Raw genomic sequence first — 19,727 nt, 5'->3', positions numbered from 1 at the left:
ATTGCAATATCAACAGATACTAATAGGGTGATGAGATTGTATAGAATAAAATATCATCCTTAATTTACCTCCAAAAATCAGATATTAATTATGCTCAATTACAAAGGTTATAGGGATTTGACAAACAATTGATTATGGCTTATCATAGAATTAACATGAAATTCAATGTTTGAGGTTAAACAAGAAACTCTATGATTAACTTAAAAGATATTCATTCACTAACTGAGTTTCAGAGAAATGCAAAACAATATGTTAAACAAATCAAAGAAACTCAACAACCTTTAGTATTAACAGTTAATGGTAAAGCGGAAGTTGTTGTTCAGGATGCCATCGCTTATCAAGAGATTTTAAAACGTTTGGAATATGTAGAATCAGTCTTAGCAATTCGTCAGGGAATAACAGAATTTGAAAGCGGAGAAGGAAAACTAGCACGAACAGCTTTAGAGGAATTACGGAAAAATCATGACATTTCGCGTTGAAATTTCCCCATCTGCTTTAGCCGATGTAGAAGATATTTTTTTGTGGATGCAAAGAGAATCTCCTTCAAAAGCAGACGAATGGTTTAATGGCTTAGTAGAAGCAATTCTCACCCTAGAACAATTTCCTAATCGCTGTCCAAAAGCACCAGAAAGTGAAGATATCGGATTATAAATTCGTCAGTTATTTATAAAAAACATCGAATTCTATTTGGTGTTAGTAATAGCGATGTACAAATTTTTAGGATTCGTCATATTGCCCAAGATAGACTTTCATCAGATAATTTGTAAATTATTTATTTAATTAAAAATTCAAAATCTCTAGTATTCATTATTCCATTTCATATCAGGATAGGAAATAGGATAGGATTGATACGACTCACTCACTATCCTAATCGTTTAAGTATTCCAACACAGAGCATTAGAACGAGGGAAAAGGTTAAAGTTGTCCGAAACCTTTTTTCTTTTTCTCTTTCTTTTTCTTAGCTTTCGGCATCCCTGGATAACCGCCTCTCATCCCTCCCATTCCGGGCATTCCCATCCCCGGCATTCCCATTCCAGGCATTCCCATCCCCGGTAACATTCCTTGACTCATTTGTTGCATCATCACCCGCATTTTTTGGAAGTCACTGACTAACTTCATGACATCTTTTTCTTGCATTCCAGACCCTTTAGCAATGCGTTTGCGACGCGACGGAGAACTGGCTAATAAATCGGGGTTTTTACGTTCTTCAACAGTCATAGAATTAATCATCGCTTCCGACCGTTTGAGTTGCGCTTCTCCCTGGTCTAATTGGTCTTGGGAAATCTTATTCATCCCTGGAATTAACTTAATTAACCCCCCCAAAGACCCCATATTTTTCATCATCCGAGTTTGACGCAGGAAGTCGGTAAAATCGAATTTTGCCGTTACAATTTTTTCCTGCATTTTCTCGGCATCTGCCAAGTCAAATTCCTCTTGAGCTTTTTCAACTAACGTTAAAATATCGCCCATGCCTAAAATTCGAGAAGCAACTCGTTCAGGATAAAACGGTTGTAGCGCTTCAACTTTTTCACCGACCCCCACAAATTTAATCGGTGCTCCCGAAACCCGACGAATAGACAACGCCGCCCCACCGCGACTATCTCCATCCATCTTAGTTAAAATAGCTCCTGTAATCCCAATTTGGTCGTTAAAGGTGCGCGTTAACGTCGCCGCTTCTTGACCCGTCATGGCATCAACCACTAACAACGTTTCATGGGGTTCGATGGTTTCTTTAATTTGGGCTAATTCCGCCATCATGTCTTGGTCAATTTGTAGACGTCCGGCGGTATCAATAATAACGGTATCAATATCTTGACTGCGGGCATATTCCACCCCTTGACGGGCAATTTCTACCGGGTCAGCATCCGTCCCCATTTCAAAGACATGAACGTTAATTTGTTTTCCTAATGTGATTAATTGATTAATTGCAGCAGGTCGATAAATGTCCGTAGCGACTAATAACGCGCTGCGATTTTCTTTTCTTAAATGTAAAGCTAATTTGGCTGTTGCGGTGGTTTTTCCCGTCCCTTGCAACCCGGCCATTAAAATAATTGTTGGAGCCGTGTCCGCTTGCGCCAGGGGAACGTTACTTTCCCCCATGACATTGACTAATTCATCATGGACAATCTTAACAAACTGTTCTCCGGGTCGGACGCCGGAAATTACAGCCGCCCCCTGGGCTTTTTCCCCAACTTCCGCCACAAATTCCTTGACGACTTGCAGGTTAACATCGGCTTCCAAGAGAGCGCGACGAACTTCTTTTAAGGCATCTTGAATATTAGACTCACTAATTTTATCCTGACCTCGGAGTTTTTTCCAAGCGGATTCAAAGCGTTCAGCAAGGGCATCAAACATAGCAATTCGTTTAGGAATCAGATTAACTTCACCCTCTATAATAATATTGAAAGGGCTGTTATTGGTCGATAATCCCTGTGTAGGGGCGAGGAAACCTCACCCTTACAATTATTAAGGAGAAGAATTTAGTTAATCTCGGTGAATTTTTTCGATATTTTCATCAAAAATTGCTCCTCTTTGCGTTAAATCTTCTTTGACGTTATTAGATATTCCCGCATCATGCCAAAGTCGAGCTTCTTTAACATTTGCCCCAGTAAAATCGACCCCAACTAAATTAGTTAATGCTAATCCCGCTTGATGCAAATCGGCATTTTTTAAACAAGCTCCTGTTAAATTAGCATCGCTTAAATTACAGTTACTTAAATTGGCATCTTCTAAATTCGCCTGGGTTAAATTTGCTCCGCTTAAATTGGCTAATGCTAAACTCACCCGATGCAAATCTGCGCCACTTAAATCAGCATCACTTAATAAGGCTCCACTTAAATCAGCCCCCGCTAAATTCGCATTACTTAAATCGGCGGATGTTAAATCAATATCGGTTAAATCGGCTCCTCGTAAATAAGATTTTGTCAGTTTTGCACCACTTAAATTTAATCCTCTGAGATTAACGCCTAAGAGTCTTCCTTGAGCAAAATCTTCAAAGGGATTTAAACCCGCGAGTTCTGCTAACTCTAAAAAATTATCGTTTGGTGCGGATATAACCGCTTGAACTGTTGTTTGCAAAACTGAAAAATGACAACCATAAGCCGCTGCTTTTTGGGTTAATAATTGCAAATCTTCATGGTTATTATAATGGAGTGTCATTTCGTGAATCTCGGCGGGTAGGGGTTGTTCTTGTAACCAAAGTACAAGTTTTCGTTCCAATACCGCCAAACGATTTGGGCTAAGATTATGGGGCCAAAGTCCTTCTAAACCAGTCATAGGAGTTTTAAGGGTTGTAATCATTGATATAAGTCAATGGTTATAATTGAAAACATCCATTTATGCCACTGACCTAATCTTCATTTTCCTCAAAAATTGCCCCTCGTTTGACTAACTCGGATTTAATTCGGCTGGAAATTCCCAATGCTTGGGTGAAATTAACATTTTCTACGTTGGCATCTTTCATCTCGGCGCGGCTAAAATTGGCCCCAGTTAAGTTGGCTCCTTGGAAGTTGACCCCGGTTAACTCAGCATATTGAAAATTGGCGTTGGTGAGATTGGCATAACTTAAATTAGCATGGGGTAAATAGGCACTCATGAAGTCGGCTTGGGTTAAATTGGCATAACTTAAATTCGCCCTTGGCATTTTGGTGCGTAAATCAGCTTTAATCAGATTAGAATTACTTAAATCGGCATCTCGTAAATTAGCATTGGTAAAAATAGCATGGTTTAAATTAGCGGCTTTTAAATTAGCTCCACTCAAATCCGCTAACGTCAAATTAGCATAACTCAGGTTGGTTTGTTCGAGGTTGGCTTCTCGTAAATCCGCATAATTAAAATCAAGATTACTTAAATCCATTTTCGCAAAATCAATTAAGGGGTCTAATCCAATGATTTCGGCTTGTTGTAAAATATTCCCTGGATTTTCAGTTAGAAAGGGTCGCAGAATAGCTTGATGTTGTTGACAATAAACTTGAACTTGTTCCCATTGTTCTAACTGTTCATAGATTAATTTTAAATGATTAAAAGCACTGCCTTGACTGGGATAATTTTGATGAGCTTGGGCGAGAGTTAATTGCTGTTGATAAGCATCAATGGCGGGTTGCCATTGTTCTTGAGCAATATAAATTTTTCCTAATACTGATAATGCTTGTTCTTCTGTGTGGGGGTCTAACAATTGGCGGGCGAGTGCTAACCGTTGGCTTTGGTAGTTCAGGGCGTTGGTATAGTCTTTTAAATTATAATAAATATTACTGAGGTTAACTAAAGCATTGAGTTCGCCTTTAGGATCATGAATTTCACGGGAGATGGCTAAATGTCGTTGATAGCAATTAATGGCTAGTTCGGGGCTTAATAAAGCTTCGTGAACAACGCCTAAATTGCCCCATGTTGACCCTTCCCGTTTACGATCTTGTAGATTTCGATACAATTGGAGTGCCTCTTGCCAACAGGACAAAGCGGCTTGATATTGACCTATTTGATAGTAGGAAATTCCCTGTTTAAATAATTCGTTGGCTTGTTCTAACATCGGCATAGGGGACTGAATAGATTTCCTAATCCAGATTAAGCCAAATTTGCCTTTTTGAAACGATTTGTAGGGGCGAGAAAACCTCGCCCCCTACCCCCAAAGGAGATGACGGTTAATTTAAGTTTCGGTCACCCGTTGAGTCGGAGGTAAAATCACTTTTTGAGCTAAACCAACGGTTTTTAACAACCAAATTGACCACCAAGTCATATCAATTTCCCACCAGTTCCAGCCCGCTTTCGCCACATTCGGATAAGCGTGATGGTTATTATGCCATCCTTCTCCATAGGTGAAAATTGCCGCCCACCACAGATTCCGAGAATTATCCTCAGTCTCAAAGGTTCGGTATCCCCACATATGAGTTACGGAGTTAATCAACCAGGTACTATGCCATAACAGCACAGCCCGTAAAAATACGCCATACACCAACCATGACCAGCCGCCGATGCTATACAGGAGCACAGCAATGGGAATTTGCATTAATAAATGATAACGATCTAACCAACAATAAAAGGGATCTCGTGTTAAATCAGGAGCAAATCGTTTGTAATGGTCAGCATTAAAAAAGCTTTGACGAGGATAGAAAATCCATAACATATGACTCCACCAAAATCCTCGACGGGCGGAGTAGGGATCTTTATCTTCATCTTCGGTATAAGCGTGATGCAAACGATGTCCGGCGACCCAAAAAATCGGCCCCCCTTGTAATGCACAAACCCCAATTAAAGTAATCACATATTCTAACCATTGGGGAACTTTAAAACTGCGATGGCTTAATAACCGATGGTAGCCTAAGCAAATGCCAATACTGCCAAAAAACCAGTGTAGAAATATTGTGATTCCTAACGCTGACCAAGAAAAACACCAAGGCGCAAATAAAGCTAACGCATGAATTACACTAAAAAACGCAACTGTTAAACCGTTTAATTTCGGTTCATTTTCCGGTGAAGTTGCGACTTGAGACGTCATGAAAATCTCCTCAACCAAGTAAATGTTTGATCAATCGATGGGGGTTAATCTCGGTAGATTTTAAGATAACATAAATTTTTAGAAATCTTCCCCTTGCTCACAAAATTTTTAGATGAAATATTCCCCTCTATGTTTCTCCCGAATGGCAGGATTTTGATCAGTAAGTAACTTCCCTTTGTTTGAGTGAAAACCAAAATTTATCCTGGGGTTATGGGAGTTAACATCAAAGGAGTAATGGCTGGGTCTTGATAACTCCCTTGATGATAAAGTGTTTGCACCGCATTGGCGAGTTTTTGAATGGGTGCATCTTTCAAACAAAATCCATTTGCTCCTGCTTCTAACGCCTCTGATATGATAGATTCTTGGTCAGGCGTTACCAAAACTAAAATTTTGGAGGGAATGACATAGGAATTTCCTTGAACTTTTCGCGCCATGCGAATAAACTTGACCAAATTCATATCCGGTAGAGTGCTATCAACTACCGCAATATCAACATCAATCGATTCGAGTAAAACCAAGCCAGTTTCTGCATTCGTGGCTTCACTGGCGACTTCTATTCCGGGTTGCGATCGCAAATTTTTCCGTAGGTTCAGACGGGTTTCCTCTTCATCTTCAATTACAGCTACTTGAATTATATCATGTTTTTGTTGAATTTTCGTATAGTTGTCACATTCAGATAAATCATTGGGAGCACCACAGGCTGAAATTGTGCCAATAGAGTCGATATCTGCGGGAATGTTTTGTTTAAATTGTGCCATTTGTTCGGCACTTAAAATCTTAGATTCATCAAACCCAAATTCAACTTCGGTATGCAATCCTTTTTGTTTAACCCGGCTTAAATTATAGAATCGTTTATTAAAGGTTGTTTTCACAAATGCCCACAGACAACCAAGTAAATAACGGCGTTTAAACGGATCTTTTTCCAACCAATATTCCAGAAACTTCCAAGAATAAAATCGGGCATAATTCCGCAGCACTCCTTTCAGAACATCTTCCCGCGTCATCTGATCGGGTTTAATAATCGGAGTGACAAAATTATAATGAGAATAATCTCGAATTTCCACTTTATCTGCTAAATCTTGGAACAGTTCAGAAAACGGCCAAGGAGTATACATATTCCAGTTGGTCATATCCGCTTTCCAATCTCGCGCCATGCGATAGGATTCTTCAAGGGTTTCTGGGGTTTCATTGGGTAATCCCATAATAAATTGAACTTCTGCCAAAATCCTATTTTCTCGTAACAATTGAACAGCTTTTTTATTATCAGCGATTGTTGTTTCTTTGCGGAATAAATTCAAGTTTAATTGAGCAGCAGCTTCCGTTCCTAATGACACATGAACTAATCCCGCTTTGCGATATAATGGCAATTCTTTCTCATCTCGGAGAATATCTGTAACGCGCGTATTAATTCCCCAATGGACTCCTAAATTCCGATCAATTAATTCATTGCATAATGCCATAAATCGGGATTTATTAATTGTGGGTTCTTCATCGGCTAAAATGAAAAATCCAATCTTATGCTCTTTTACTAATGTTTCAATTTCATCCACAAAATGTTTTGGCGACCGAGACCGATATTTGCGCCAGAATTTCCATTGACAACAAAACCGACACCGGAAGGGGCAACCTCTGGAATAATTGGGAACCGCAACTCTAGTATTCAGAGGAGTATAAATATATTTATCCCAATCTAATAAACTCCAATCTGGGGTTAAAGTGTTTAAATCTTTAATTGGAGGATGGGCTGGGGTAGCGACTACTTTTTCTTCCTCTAAAAAAGCAATTCCTAAGATAGTTTGACGGTCTATTTTATCAGTACCATTAGCGATCGCTTTTAATAAATTAACCGTGACTTCTTCCCCTTCTCCCCGAATAATATAATCCACCCAAGGTGCTTCACTCAACACTTCTCGATACATATAAGTGGGGTGAACCCCGCCCATAATTGCCTTCGCATTCGGGCAAATTTGTTTAACTAATTTCAGGGTACTTTGAGATTTATAAATCATCGGAGTAATGGCTGTTGCTAAGACCACATCCGGTTGACGATCTTGCAAAATTTTGGCTAATTCGTCATCCTCAATAAAGTTACTCATCGCATCGATAAATTCGATGTCGGTAAACCCTGCGGTTTTCAACGCACCCCCCACATAGGGAGCCCAACTCGCAGGCCAATTTCCGGCAATTTCAGCCCCGCCAGAGTGATAATTCGGCTGAATCAACATGATCCGCATTTGCTTTCCTCCTGAAACGCTCAGTTTCTCTTCAGACTTGCGAACTCATGGAGATTATATAACCATATAAGAATTAAATTGGCAACGTTATCATAATTTAACACTTGGTCGTTAGGCGTTCACGCCTCAAAGCCCTTCAGGACTTACTACTTTTGCAAGCTATAGAAGTGTTCATCATAGGTTAGCCAGCGAGGACGCTGGCACTACCATACTTCAAACCATCACACACCGAGCTATTTTTACTCTCCCAACTGTAGGGTTGTAGAGTCGGAAGAGTTCTACAGAGTGCTGATCATTTGGCACAACGGCGCAAAATGTTGTGCAGGCGATGGTAAATCTATATAAAGAAGAAATGGCAAAGGATGGAGTTAATATTGATATCTTAAGTAAGGGGCAAAAAGGGCAAAGAGGTACTTGGCGAGAGGCTTATTCTTGGTTGTGGGATCATAAATTCTTGCGATGGCTTGATCAGAATTATTGGTCAATTTTGCAGGAACGAGCTAAAACAGTTTATGACTGGATACAGTTTAAAACAGAAAAGGAAGTGAAAGAACTGGTAGAGGTAACTAAAGCTCCCAGTTTACGAATTCCGCCGCCTTCTGTACCGGAAATTCCGCCAACTATTCCTGCTAATCAGTTGCTTTGGATGCGGATTGATTTAGAATATTCTAATTATCAGTTACTATTATTTAATAGGAGCCAACAAGGTAAATATTTACTTTGCCCGTCTTTTGGTTATGCCAGGAATTCAATTATCGACAAACCTCCGATTTTGTTACCTCAAAAGGATTCTTTGGCAGATCAGACTGGGCAAAAGTTTATATTTGAGGAAATGGGAAAGGAGGAATTTTTAGCTATTGCAATAAAGGAACCTTTGAATTTGCCTTGGTTAACTCCAAAGCAAGAAGAAGCGTTACCCGAATGGAATGCTGAACGCATTAAAGAATTATTTGAACAATTGGCACAGCAAGACAATTGGCAAGTATTTTATCAAAGTTTTGAGGTAGTGGAACGGGAAACCGAACCTTAAAAACCAGGCTTATAACCTACTCAATACTTTGAATCAATTTAATGTTACTTCTCAGCCATTCATTGACTAGGACTTGAACGTCTATGTTTTTCTGTTGAGCAATTTTAGTCAAAAAATCCTCGACATCAGGTTCAAGATAAATAGGATAATGAAACTTAGCATCAGGATGGTAAAACTTGCCTTTTTCGGCTTTAGAAAAATCATACTCGGATTTCATAATTTTCTCTCTTGATAATATTGTGTTTCCGTGAAAGTTGCTTTCCGTGCTGAAATAATCCGAATTCTACAGGAGGATCGTTCAGTTTGTTCAAAGGTATGAACAACAACCCTTAAAATCCCTATTTCATCTAAGCCTATGGTAATCCATCTATCTTCATCTTGGCTATGGTTTTCATCATAAATTGTTAATTGATCAGGATCACGGAAAACAGTTGATGCCAAACGAAAATTTAATTGATGCTTGCGAATATTTTGTTTTTCTTTGGCTGAATTCCAATCAAAATGATAATCCAAAGTTATTACTCAGGGTAAATTATGATTTTAACCATCATAGCATAGATGTGTTGGCTACAATTTTTAGAAAAAAACTAAACACAAGGAAGGAAAAAAACAATGAACCAACAACAGATAGCTGCTTATTATTTACTTATTCACAGACTGCTAGAATCTTCCATTGGAGAAGAAATGCAAATTTTAAACAAACACTCCGAGTTACTCGATCCTGGACTTTTGAAAGCGGTAATAACAGTTGCTAAATACTTTGAGAACAAAGGTCAATTAAATAACACTCAGTTTTTAACTGACCTTGGGACAATTTGAACAAGCTATTAATTACCATGAACAATCTTTGTGTATTAAACAGGAAATTAAAGACCGTCAAGGGGAAGCAAATTCACTAGGGAATTTAGGCAATGCTTACTTTGCCTTGGGGCAATTTGAACAAGCAATCAATTACTACGAACAGTCTTTATGTATTAAAGGAAAGATCAAAGACAATAAAGGAAAAGTCAATTCACTGGGAAGTTTGAGCAAGGCTTTGCTTTTCCTGGGAGAAGTTGAACGAGCAATAAATTACACTGAAGAGTCTTTAGCCATTAGTCAGGAACTAAAATATCGCCAAGGGGAAGTAAATTCATTAGAAAATTTAGGCATCGCTTACCTTTTCCTGGGAGAAATTGAACGAGCAATAAATTACACTAAAGAGTCTTTAGCCATTAGTCAGGAGCTAAAATACCGCCAAGGGAAAGCCAATTCACTGGGAAATTTAGGCATAGCTTACCACTATCTGGGGCAATTTGAACGAGCAATTAATTACCACTATCAGTAATTATGAAAATTTAATCAACGAAGTACAAGTTCTCCATTCTAGCCATCATGCCTGTTTTGAATTTGATCATCCTTTGGACTCTAAACTGCTATTAGCTGGTGGTCATTATATTAACTTTGGTCGGATTTTTACTTGGAGATTTTCAAACTTAGCCGAAGTGTTTCTCTCCTGCTGTGAAACGAATTTAACCGAAACCAAAATTACGGATGATCCTCTGAGTATTGCTGCGGGTTTCCTCTGTGCTGGGGCGCTAAATGTGGTGAGTACATTATGGAAAGTGGATGATTTGGCAACGGCTTTGTTTTGTATTTTATATTATCATGAAAAGCAGGATAAAAGTCGTTCAGAAGCGATTCGTCAAGCCCAATTTAAGCTGCGTAATTTGACAGGAGATCAATTATATGCTAACTATAAACAACAATTAGACGCTTATTTTGAGCAGCAAAACTGGGGCGAAAATCAAGCAGAAATGATTAAAATTCAACGATTACGATTAGACTTACTTTGTCGGGAACCATTACCCTTTGTCAGTCCCCAATATTGGGCGGGTTTTGTATCTCAGGGTTTAGCTTAGGCGGAAAATAGGGATACAATATATTGTGTCCCTACTGAGCATTTTTTGATCAATTCTTCTCAGACGGTAAAAAATCACCGTTAAGAACTTCTTCTACCGTAAAGGGAGACTCTGGGGGAAATTCATTAATCAATAAACCTGTTTCACCTGCGGCTAATTTTCTTGCATCTTCATAAGATTCATTAAAAATCTCTTCAAAAAACCGATATAAACTCGGACTGGTTTTGAAAGTATCTCGAAGGCGTATCCGATGTTCTATAATGGTGTACACCCAACTATTTGTTCGTTTTTCCGGCTGATATTTATACTTGAGTAAGTGCATAAGAAGTATCCTCAGATTACTTTTTAAAGCATTTTTCTCACTTCTCTCCATACTTTCTAGTTCCTCTAGGATATTTTCTAAATCTATATCGGCAAAATTCCCCTCTTTTAATAAGTTAATATTGGTTTGTAGCCATTCATAAAAATCCTGTTCATAAAGGGACTTGGTTGCCATTGATTGCATTGTTGTCATTGAGTTTAACTCCCTTTCTATTTTGTACATCAGTCTAAAAAATTGCATTCAGGTTAATGTTATTGAACAGTATTATCTTCAAACGTGACATCTTCATATAACGTCTCAATAGGAGCGCGAAAATCAATGCTGGTTAGATGAATTTCACTCCCTGGATGGTAAAATTGCAAAACCCAAAAACCATCACCATTTCGACGGAAGCATTCAACGCGCTGACGTTTCTGGTTAATTAAAATATATTCTTGCAGCGTTTCTAATTGTTGATAGTCAGCAAACTTGTCACCTCGATCAAAAGCTTCTGTTTTTGAAGATAAAACTTCAACAATTAAACAAGGATATTTTTTATAATTTGTTAATTCTCTATCTCTCGGATCACAAGTCACTAGAATATCAGGATAGTAATAAATATTAGCCGTATCGATTTGGGCTTTCATATCGGACATATAGACACGACAACCTCGACCTCGAACATGATTTCTTAAGGCTGAAGCTAAGTTTAAGCAAATGGTAACATGGGCATCACTTGCTCCAGCCATTGCATAAACTTGCCCGTCAATATATTCGTGTTTGATAGGGCTGGTTTCTTCTCCTGCTAGATAATCTTCGGGAGAAATATAATTTTGCTGTTGATTGGCTATCATGGTTTTAAAAATTAAGGGATTCTTAGGGAATGTTATTATAATTAATGATTTGCATTGATTATAACATTTTGTAGGAAGTGTGAACGCCTCTACAATTTAAAAGGTTGACTACGAAGGTTCAATAAATATATGATTAAAGTCTGTAATTGTATTGAAGAGTGTTAAAAATATCGAAAGGGAGTTTTTCCTAAACCGAATAAAGGGACAATAAATTACATCCTGTTCTTTTGATTAAAAACATCAAAATTATATGACTAATAAACTTCGCAATTTTATCATTTTTGGATTGACTATTCTGACTGCATTTGCAATTTTTGTTATGTCGCCAACAAAAGCTTATGCTTGTGCTTGTTGTGGATATGCTGGAGAATGGTATCAACGCACTGAAAACCTAGATTCTTCACAAGTTGAAACCTTGAATCAATTAAAGTTTTCTCCCTCGGCTAACCTTTATTTAACAGCAGCAGGGTTTGATATCATCAAAGGGATTTCATCTAATTCTGAAACTTATACTTTATCTCATTCTAAAAATAAACGGTCTTGGAATTTTCGTTTGGTAGATGGGTCGGGTAAAACGGGTAATCTGTCGTTGACTCTCCCTGAAAAAATGATAGCTTTTGGAACGGATTTTTATGATCAGCCTACTCCCAATTCACGACTGTATAAAGAATTAAGAATGGAAGGAAAAGTGGCAGGAAATGGAATATTTGCTGCGGGAATGGGTAGCGATAGCCGATTTCGACTGATTTTACAAGGGAGAGGAAATTATTGTTTAAATCGGACGGATTTTAAACACTGGAATTTACAAATTTTGGGTTCTGGTAGTTCCTTTTCTTTTTATGGTTTTTTTGAACAATAAAAGTAATTCAAGGGTGCGTACACGCACCCTTCAAATAATGCTTGGCTAAAAGGTGGTAGAGTTAGTGGGTTGACGTTTATGCCAAGCTGTGTAAGGAATGGAAACAACCCCCGCAATAATGGCATAGGTAATGACGGTATTGATAATTCCCCTTTCAATAAAGTCTAATTTGGGGAAATTTACGCTCACAAGTAGAATGGCTAAACCTGCGTTACGAGTTGCTGTTGCATAGGCTAAAACCGTTTGATTTTCAGGTTTTTTTCCTCCTAAAATATGACCACAAACTAGGGAAGCAATGGAGAGCAAACCGATAGCTAAGTAAGCACTAAATCCGGCATTGAGAACTTTTTCCAGACTCAAGGACAGGATAATAATTACAGCCAATAACAGCATTAATTTAGCAATTTTGGTTGCAGGTTCTACCAGATCATTTGCAAGTGTTGGTAAATATTGACCAATTAAAACACCAATTCCCATTGGCAATACTTGAGAAAATAAGATTTGTTGAGCAATATCTTGGGGGGATAACCAAGCTTCATTAGGATAGAATTGAGCTAGAATAAAAGCCGTTAAAGGAATACTAAAAATTGCTAGAATACAGACAGTAAATTGTAGACTGGCGACAAATTTGGGTTCTCCCCCAACTTTGAGGCTTTTAAAAGGAATCATGGGAGCACCTGGACAGGCAATCATCGCCCCAATTCCGATACGTTGCGCGACGGTTAAACCCGGCATCAAGGCAATTAATACACCCAATACAGGAACAATAATTAAGACAGAAAAAAGTGATCGCAATAATAAGGCCGGTTTCTGCCATAACCAAATAACATCCTGAAATGTCCAACGAATTGCCATTGAAAACATCAGTGCAAAAAGGGTTAGTTTGGCGTAATTAATAAATAGAGTTTTGATTAAGGCAACAGTAGGATTAACGAGTACAGCTTGGTCAGAAACACCAGGGATTTTTTGAGCAATTTCAACTGTATTCGTTCCGTTACGGTAAATAACTGTTCCAGCTTTAATTATGGTTAATTCTGAAGTTCCTGACGGGCTAATGATTACAATATATTGTTGATTTCCAACCGTGGCAATATATTTAATCGGATCTTTACTTGGGTTTTTAGCTGGAGTAATTGCAACAGCTACTTTTTTAACAATTACGGTTTTGTTTCCCTGATCATAAACATTGAGATAAGCTTTATTTTTTTCTCGGAAAACTCTCACAGCATAACGGTCATTTTCAAATAATAAAGCCGTATTTTCGGTGGCAATATTGGGGGGAGTTTTGGGGGATATTTCCTCGGAGGTTGCGGTTGGAGATTGAGCAATTAATTCTTGAGGAGGGATAGATTGATTAATCACTGAATTAGGATTAATGATAGCAAAAGATGCCCGGGTTAAGGAATGCAAGGTCACGGCTAAAATTAGGGTCAAAACTGCAAAAAAAGTAATCTTAAAACTTTTGCTAGAGAGTTTTTTAGAAATCCCATCAAATTTGAATAAAAACATAGATTCCATCTCCTATGTGCTTCTTACAATTAATTAAATATAGCGGGTAATATCTGGAGAATAAAGACTGAGATCTTAATAATGTCAGATTATAATCTGGGATGAGCATAAAAATCACAGACAACTCCCCGTCTCAACAAATCTTAATTCCGATAATCACAATTTGATCATTTAAGGTTTTAGTAACCGTTGGAAGTTGAATTTGAGCAGCAATTACAGTCAAGTTAGGAGAAAACTAATTTCTTTTTTAAATCCCAAAAAGTCTGTTATTAAAAAACGAAAAACAAGACCGGGTTAGAAGGAATCAAAACCGACATTGAGGATAAATATACAAGTATGTTTGTATTTTTATTTAGTTATACAGTTGTCAAAATAATTGTAATTTTTTTTATAAATCTATTTTTTTATAAAACTATATGGTAGGATAGTCGTGTTGCTATTTTCCCCCCAAGGAGTGAAAAACCATGCTCTTTCGCCAACTGTTCGACCCAGAAACCAGTACCTATACTTATCTAATTGCGGACGAAACGACTCAAGAGGCGGTTTTAGTTGATCCTGTGTTAGAGCAAGTAGAACGAGACTTCACTCTCTTGGAACAATTAGGATTAACCTTGCGGTATTGTTTGGAAACCCATGTTCATGCGGATCATATTACCGGAACTGGAAAACTCCGCGAACGCACCGGATGTTTAGGAATTGTTCCCGAAAACGCCATTGTTAATTGTGCCGATCGCTGGATTAAAGATGGGGAGATTATAGAGATTGGAGATGTTAAAATTCAAGCGATCGCAACTTTAGGACATACCGATAGTCACATGGCTTATTTAGTGAATGGGGATCGATTATTAACGGGAGATTCCTTATTAATTCGAGGTTGTGGACGTACCGATTTTCAAAGTGGAAATGCGGGATTACTCTACGATCATATTACTCAAAAATTATTGACTTTGCCCGATCAAACCGCCGTTTATCCGGGTCATGATTATCAAGGACGAACAGTTTCGACCATTGGAGAAGAAAAACAATTTAATCCTCGGTTTGTGGGTAAAGATCGAAACAGCTTTATTGAGATGATGAATAACTTAAATCTACCCAACCCGAAAAAAATTGCAGAAGCGGTTCCAGCAAATCAACAGTGTGGAAATCAAGCTTAAGCAAGATCACTAAGAAACCTGATTCAATTAAGATTCCAGATACAATTACCCGACTGAAAATATGGCTAACTTTATTGCTGACCAATTACAATCAATTGATGCGACCACGTTAAAACAAGAGTTAGATCAGGATAAAATTACCTTGATTGATGTCCGAGAACCTTCTGAATACGCAGGAGAACATATTTTTGGCTCAATTTCCATGCCTTTATCTACATTTGATCCGAACAAATTACCCATTAATAACTCAAAACCCTTTATTCTTTACTGTCAAACCAGCAACCGCAGCAGCCAAGCGGCTCAAAAATTATTTGCCGCTGGCTTTAAAAATATAACGCACCTACAAGGAGGATTAAATGCTTGGAAACAAGCTAAATATCCCACTATTGTTAATAAAAATGCACCGATTAGTATTATGCGACAGGTACAAATTATTGCGGGTTCATTGGTATTAATCGGAACCTTATTAGGGGCATTTGTTTCACCTAATTTTCTATTTTTCAGTGGATTTGTTGGGGCGGGTTTACTCTTTGCTGGAATTACTAATACTTGCATGATGGCACAATTATTAGCAAAATTACCTTATAATCAGCGTGTTTAAATTGGCATCAATGCAACGATATTTTCCGATTTTAAACTGGGGATTCAATTACAAAAAAACAGATTTAACCGGAGATTTAACCGCCGGAATTATTGTTGCGAGTTTGTTAATTCCCCAGGGAATGGCTTATGCCATGCTGGCAGGTTTACCACCTCAAGTGGGGCTTTATGCCAGCATTTTTCCTCAGATCGTTTATGTCTGTTTAGGAACCGCTTCCATGCTCTCGGTTGCTCCGGTCGCCGTTGATTCTTTAATGGTCGCAACCGCCGTTAGTGCGATCGCAAAAGAAAACACACCGGAATATTGGGGATATGCCTTAACCTTAGCATTATTAGTTGGAATTATTGAACTGTTAATCGGAATTTTCCGGTTAGGATTTATTGCCAATTTTCTCAGCCAAGCGGTAATTTCTGGTTTTATTAGTGCCGCCGCTATTCTGATTGGATTTAGCCAAGTTAAACATCTATTAGGAATTAAAATTCCTCAAACCGAATCCTTTTTAAGTACCGTTACAGCGATTTTTCAAGAAAGTCCTCATCTCAACGGAATTACGTTAATATTAGGGGGGTTAAGTATAGCCTTATTACTTTATTTTAATCGAGGTTTAGGACAAGATCTCAAATCCAGAAATATTCCGCAATCAATCATCATTCCTATCACCAAAAGTGGGCCTTTAGTTGTTGTGATGGGGAGTTCAATTGTAGTCGGATTATTCCATTTAGATCAATCCTTTGGGGTTAAAGTGGTGGGAGAAATTCCGAAAGGCTTTCCACCCTTAACACTACCCAATTTAGATTTAAACCATCTGCAATTATTAGGAACCTCTGCCTTAGCCATTAGTTTTGTTGGCTTTATGGAAGCATTTTCTGTGGGGCAATTTTTAGCCAGTAAACAACGGAAAAAAGTTGAAGCTAATCAAGAATTAATTGCCTTGGGATCTGCAAATATTACCGCCTCATTCACGGGAGGCTATCCAATAACCGGAGGGTTAAGTCGTTCTGTTGTCAACTATTCCGCCGGAGCAAATACCGGGTTAGCATCAGTCATTACCGCCGTATTCCTGATGTTAACGGTTTTGGTTTTAACACCTTTATTTTATTATTTACCTCAAACCAGTTTAGCTGGTATTATTTTAGTTGCCGTTGGTAATCTTCTCGATTTTTCTACTTTGAAACGGTTGTGGCAATATAATAAACTCGATGCAATGACCTGGTGTGGTACGTTTGTTGCGGTTCTCTTCACCCGTGCAGAACAAGGAATTATAATTGGGGTTTTCATTTCTTTGCTATTACATTTAGTCCGAACCAGTAAACCCCATATTGCCATTGTGGGACGGGTGGGAAATACAGAACATTTTCGTAATATTCTCCGTCATCCAGTCACAACTTGCCCTCATATTTTAGCGGTGCGAGTCGATGAAAGTTTATATTTTGTGAATACAAAATATTTAGAAAACTATTTATTAAAGCTCGTAACAGAACAAAAGGAAATTGAGTATTTACTCTTGGTTTGTAGTGGAATTAATTTAATTGATGGCAGTGCTTTAGAAACGCTCCAACATTTAATTGATGATTTAAAGGGGATGGGAATAGAATTTTATTTATCTGAAGTCAAAGGCCCGGTTTTTGATCAATTAGAAAAAGTTGGGTTTGTGGATAAATTAGGACGCGATCGCATTTTCTTAAGTACAGACCAAGCCATGAAAGAATTATCTCAACGCGTTTAAACTTCAGCCCAATCATAATATTTTAAGGGGGATAAAGGGTTGGAAAATCTAACCCCTAAAATAAAATAGGGCAACCTCTCCGGTTCTTTGTTACCCAAAGATGAGATAATTTAATCGACTTGTATGAATCAGGATTTTTATGCACGATTCTAGTGTAAAATCACCGACCCGTAATTTTTCGCTCCTTGCTCCTGTACCCGCAATTCATTTACTTTCTGCTCAGGAGGTTTGTGAACAGGAGGGGAAAGTAGCCTTTGGAAGTCGTGAATTTGAAGTGTTTCGCAAAATTGACCAAGATCGCAATGAACGCCCCGTGAAGGTGTTAATTTATGCTTCTGAACAAGAAAATCGCTCGTTTATTCCCAAAGTCACCTGGCAAGGATTATATATGGGTCATGTAGACTCGCGGCGAGGTCGTCATCCTCAAGGGATGAAATATCGTCCCGCGACAACCGTAAACGATGCTTTAGATGCGGCGGTTTTTTGGGAAGTGATGGATCTTAAACCTTTAGAAATTTCCGTGAATATTTCTAACTTTAAACTCTTGGGTAAAAAAGAACCCTTTCCCTCTCGATTTATACCCGAAAAACCGTTAATCATTCAATATTTTTAAAAGATCCATAAAAAGGTTAATCATCACTTAGATTCTCAATTGTTTTTAGTTTTTGGAAATCCTGCCCTTGCCAGCACAACACCGATTTTGATAGCCATCATCCCAACTACGGCACTCCCAAAAAAATAAAGGAACAAGGTCTGGGGATCTCCGTTGACTAAAAAACGATTGGCTTCTAAACCATAAGTCGAAAAGGTTGTATAAGCCCCACAAAAACCCGTTGTTGTCATCATCCGTAATTCTGGGGAAATCAGCCGAATATTTTCTAGTGCTAACGTTAAAATATAAGCAATCAATAAACAACCCGTTACATTAATAAAAAATGTGCCGTAAAAGCCAAATTCTACCCCAAAAATTGCTTGAAAAGCTTCAGTTAGATAGAAACGGCTTAATGCGCCAAAAATAGCCCCAATTGCCACAGCTAGGTTATACTTTCCTTTGAAAAACTTCATTCTTTTTTCCTTTAGCTAATGTTTTTTAGGATGGGACAACAACCTGGGCGATCGCCACCCCCATCATCACCGCCATCAACCCCAGAATTGCACTTCCAGCCCAATAAAAAGCGGTGGAAAATCTTTGTTTATTTCGCCATAAAATCAGAGTCTCAAACCCATAGGTTGAAAATGTTGTGTAAGAGCCTAAAAAGCCTGTTCTAATGAGTAAATCTAATTCTTGAGGATAACCTGTTATTCCTTGAGAAATCGTAAAAAAGAAACCTATGGCTAAAGATCCGGTTAAATTAATGAGTAAAGTTCCATAGGGAAATTGGGTTCCGAATTTAGCTTTGGCCCATTCTGTCAGTTGATACCGAGATAGGGCTCCGGCTATGGCTCCTGCCGCGATCGCTAAAACATTAGTGATGTCAGACATGAGATAGAATTTATCCCGTACTACATTTAAAAAATCATCTAAAAATTATGATAATGTTCCCTTTCAAATCTGCCTCCGCAATCTGATTATTTCTCAAACTTAAAACTTGTAATCGTATAGTGGTAGAGAACAGGGAACAAGGAAAAGTAGGTTATTACGGTTCACTTCAGTCTTAGGGACTCTGAGCTAGGGCTCAACAGACAACAGATAATAAAAAAGAGAGAGTCGCTTTTGCAACTCTCCCTACCATCAGGGTGCATCTACTTAACATAATATATCGTTTTTGGGGTGGGGGGTCAAGCCCCCTATTGAAAGATCCTGTAAAAAATTTCTAAAAATTGTTAAAGTTCTGTAAATTAATCATCGGTAATGGGAAATGGGTACTATAGCGCTACGCATTACAGTTAGGACATTTCTGAATTCTCAAACCCTTTCACTTCTTACTGTTCCCTGTTCCCTGTTCCCTCTTCAAGTAGCGCTATATGAGTGATTAGCCATTGTCACCTGACATCCTACTAAACAGGCATCTGGCCTGTTCCACACAGCCCACACCTTTACTTTTGCAAAGCTTAACAGGGTTATAG

General features: G+C 38.3%; 23 protein-coding genes. 11 read left to right on the top strand and 12 right to left on the bottom strand.

The window, feature by feature from the left end; genetic code table 11:
* Window positions 1–191 precede the first annotated feature (191 nt).
* The gene (locus ACKPEB_RS04020; RefSeq protein ID WP_408963509.1) at window positions 192–479 is read left to right on the top strand and encodes a type II toxin-antitoxin system Phd/YefM family antitoxin; all 288 of its coding nucleotides are present in this window, start codon (window positions 192–194) and stop codon (window positions 477–479) included.
* Window positions 463–651: a type II toxin-antitoxin system RelE/ParE family toxin gene (locus tag ACKPEB_RS04015; protein ID WP_408963508.1), complete on the top strand. Its 189-nt coding sequence runs from the start codon at window positions 463–465 to the stop codon at window positions 649–651. The genes ACKPEB_RS04020 and ACKPEB_RS04015 overlap by 17 nt, the downstream gene beginning before the upstream one ends.
* A 264-nt stretch (window positions 652–915) precedes the next feature.
* On the opposite strand, the gene ffh is transcribed toward ACKPEB_RS04015, so the two are convergent.
* From ffh to bchE, 5 genes are all read right to left on the bottom strand, one after another.
* Entirely contained in the window at window positions 916–2,355 is a 1,440-nt protein-coding gene (gene ffh, locus ACKPEB_RS04010; protein ID WP_408963507.1) for a signal recognition particle protein, read from the bottom strand.
* A 129-nt stretch (window positions 2,356–2,484) separates the two neighbouring features.
* Window positions 2,485–3,276: a pentapeptide repeat-containing protein gene (locus tag ACKPEB_RS04005; RefSeq protein ID WP_408963505.1), complete on the bottom strand. Its 792-nt coding sequence runs from the start codon at window positions 3,274–3,276 to the stop codon at window positions 2,485–2,487.
* Between the two features lie 73 nt (window positions 3,277–3,349).
* On the bottom strand, window positions 3,350–4,531 hold the full coding sequence (locus ACKPEB_RS04000; protein ID WP_408963504.1) for a pentapeptide repeat-containing protein: 1,182 nt from the start codon (window positions 4,529–4,531) through the stop codon (window positions 3,350–3,352).
* A gap of 111 nt (window positions 4,532–4,642) precedes the next feature.
* Entirely contained in the window at window positions 4,643–5,491 is an 849-nt protein-coding gene (locus ACKPEB_RS03995) for an acyl-CoA desaturase (RefSeq protein WP_408963503.1), read from the bottom strand.
* Window positions 5,492–5,688: 197 nt separating this feature from the next.
* Window positions 5,689–7,725: a magnesium-protoporphyrin IX monomethyl ester anaerobic oxidative cyclase gene (gene bchE, locus ACKPEB_RS03990; RefSeq protein WP_408963502.1), complete on the bottom strand. Its 2,037-nt coding sequence runs from the start codon at window positions 7,723–7,725 to the stop codon at window positions 5,689–5,691.
* A 328-nt stretch (window positions 7,726–8,053) separates the two neighbouring features.
* On the opposite strand from bchE, the gene ACKPEB_RS03985 reads away from it, so the two are divergent.
* On the top strand, window positions 8,054–8,755 hold the full coding sequence (locus tag ACKPEB_RS03985; RefSeq protein ID WP_408963501.1) for a hypothetical protein: 702 nt from the start codon (window positions 8,054–8,056) through the stop codon (window positions 8,753–8,755).
* A gap of 16 nt (window positions 8,756–8,771) precedes the next feature.
* Here ACKPEB_RS03985 and ACKPEB_RS03980 read toward each other — a convergent pair whose 3' ends face one another.
* Together ACKPEB_RS03980 and ACKPEB_RS03975 are read right to left on the bottom strand one after the other, a co-directional pair.
* Complete coding sequence (locus ACKPEB_RS03980; RefSeq protein WP_408963500.1) at window positions 8,772–8,972, bottom strand: hypothetical protein; 201 nt, start codon at window positions 8,970–8,972, stop codon at window positions 8,772–8,774.
* Window positions 8,969–9,268 carry a BrnT family toxin gene (locus ACKPEB_RS03975; protein ID WP_408963499.1) on the bottom strand — a complete coding sequence of 100 codons (300 nt, stop codon included), beginning with the start codon at window positions 9,266–9,268 and terminating at the stop codon, window positions 8,969–8,971. Before ACKPEB_RS03975 ends, ACKPEB_RS03980 begins: the two co-directional genes overlap by 4 nt.
* A gap of 99 nt (window positions 9,269–9,367) precedes the next feature.
* Here ACKPEB_RS03975 and ACKPEB_RS03970 point away from each other — a divergent pair, with 99 nt between their 5' ends.
* From ACKPEB_RS03970 to ACKPEB_RS03960, 3 genes are read left to right on the top strand one after another with little or no spacing between them, the layout of a single operon-like run.
* Window positions 9,368–9,574: a hypothetical protein gene (locus ACKPEB_RS03970; protein ID WP_408963498.1), complete on the top strand. Its 207-nt coding sequence runs from the start codon at window positions 9,368–9,370 to the stop codon at window positions 9,572–9,574.
* Entirely contained in the window at window positions 9,561–10,082 is a 522-nt protein-coding gene (locus tag ACKPEB_RS03965) for a tetratricopeptide repeat protein (RefSeq protein ID WP_408963497.1), read from the top strand. The genes ACKPEB_RS03970 and ACKPEB_RS03965 overlap by 14 nt, the downstream gene beginning before the upstream one ends.
* Entirely contained in the window at window positions 10,051–10,656 is a 606-nt protein-coding gene (locus ACKPEB_RS03960) for a CHAT domain-containing protein (protein WP_408963496.1), read from the top strand. The genes ACKPEB_RS03965 and ACKPEB_RS03960 overlap by 32 nt, the downstream gene beginning before the upstream one ends.
* A gap of 49 nt (window positions 10,657–10,705) precedes the next feature.
* On the opposite strand, the gene ACKPEB_RS03955 is transcribed toward ACKPEB_RS03960, so the two are convergent.
* Window positions 10,706–11,170 carry a DUF29 domain-containing protein gene (locus tag ACKPEB_RS03955; protein WP_408963495.1) on the bottom strand — a complete coding sequence of 155 codons (465 nt, stop codon included), beginning with the start codon at window positions 11,168–11,170 and terminating at the stop codon, window positions 10,706–10,708.
* Window positions 11,171–11,229: 59 nt separating this feature from the next.
* On the bottom strand, window positions 11,230–11,811 hold the full coding sequence (locus ACKPEB_RS03950; RefSeq protein ID WP_408963494.1) for a Uma2 family endonuclease: 582 nt from the start codon (window positions 11,809–11,811) through the stop codon (window positions 11,230–11,232).
* A gap of 250 nt (window positions 11,812–12,061) precedes the next feature.
* Here ACKPEB_RS03950 and ACKPEB_RS03945 point away from each other — a divergent pair, with 250 nt between their 5' ends.
* Window positions 12,062–12,670, top strand: a complete 609-nt coding sequence (locus tag ACKPEB_RS03945; protein WP_408963493.1) for a hypothetical protein — start codon at window positions 12,062–12,064, stop codon at window positions 12,668–12,670.
* Between the two features lie 45 nt (window positions 12,671–12,715).
* Here the strand turns inward: ACKPEB_RS03945 and ACKPEB_RS03940 are convergent, their stop codons facing one another.
* The gene (locus ACKPEB_RS03940; RefSeq protein WP_408963492.1) at window positions 12,716–14,179 is read right to left on the bottom strand and encodes a bile acid:sodium symporter family protein; all 1,464 of its coding nucleotides are present in this window, start codon (window positions 14,177–14,179) and stop codon (window positions 12,716–12,718) included.
* Window positions 14,180–14,643: 464 nt separating this feature from the next.
* Here ACKPEB_RS03940 and ACKPEB_RS03935 point away from each other — a divergent pair, with 464 nt between their 5' ends.
* The 4 genes from ACKPEB_RS03935 to ACKPEB_RS03920 all read left to right on the top strand — a co-directional run bounded on the left by ACKPEB_RS03935 (window position 14,644) and on the right by ACKPEB_RS03920 (window position 18,273).
* Complete coding sequence (locus ACKPEB_RS03935; RefSeq protein WP_408963491.1) at window positions 14,644–15,333, top strand: MBL fold metallo-hydrolase; 690 nt, start codon at window positions 14,644–14,646, stop codon at window positions 15,331–15,333.
* Window positions 15,334–15,394: 61 nt separating this feature from the next.
* On the top strand, window positions 15,395–15,934 hold the full coding sequence (locus ACKPEB_RS03930) for a rhodanese-like domain-containing protein (RefSeq protein WP_408963490.1): 540 nt from the start codon (window positions 15,395–15,397) through the stop codon (window positions 15,932–15,934).
* 10 nt (window positions 15,935–15,944) lie between these two features.
* The gene (locus ACKPEB_RS03925) at window positions 15,945–17,660 is read left to right on the top strand and encodes a SulP family inorganic anion transporter (protein WP_408963489.1); all 1,716 of its coding nucleotides are present in this window, start codon (window positions 15,945–15,947) and stop codon (window positions 17,658–17,660) included.
* 139 nt (window positions 17,661–17,799) lie between these two features.
* The gene (locus ACKPEB_RS03920; protein WP_408963488.1) at window positions 17,800–18,273 is read left to right on the top strand and encodes a hypothetical protein; all 474 of its coding nucleotides are present in this window, start codon (window positions 17,800–17,802) and stop codon (window positions 18,271–18,273) included.
* Window positions 18,274–18,308: 35 nt separating this feature from the next.
* Here ACKPEB_RS03920 and ACKPEB_RS03915 read toward each other — a convergent pair whose 3' ends face one another.
* Together ACKPEB_RS03915 and crcB are read right to left on the bottom strand one after the other, a co-directional pair.
* Window positions 18,309–18,725, bottom strand: a complete 417-nt coding sequence (locus ACKPEB_RS03915) for a fluoride efflux transporter FluC (protein WP_408963487.1) — start codon at window positions 18,723–18,725, stop codon at window positions 18,309–18,311.
* 25 nt (window positions 18,726–18,750) lie between these two features.
* Complete coding sequence (gene crcB / locus ACKPEB_RS03910) at window positions 18,751–19,143, bottom strand: fluoride efflux transporter CrcB (RefSeq protein ID WP_408963486.1); 393 nt, start codon at window positions 19,141–19,143, stop codon at window positions 18,751–18,753.
* Window positions 19,144–19,727 lie beyond the last annotated feature (584 nt).

This window comes from Planktothrix sp., assembly GCF_046067725.1.
Lineage (GTDB): Bacteria > Cyanobacteriota > Cyanobacteriia > Cyanobacteriales > Microcoleaceae > Planktothrix.
The sequence above is the reverse complement of the archived record's forward strand: the minus strand, read 5'-3'. Positions and strand labels throughout refer to the sequence as shown.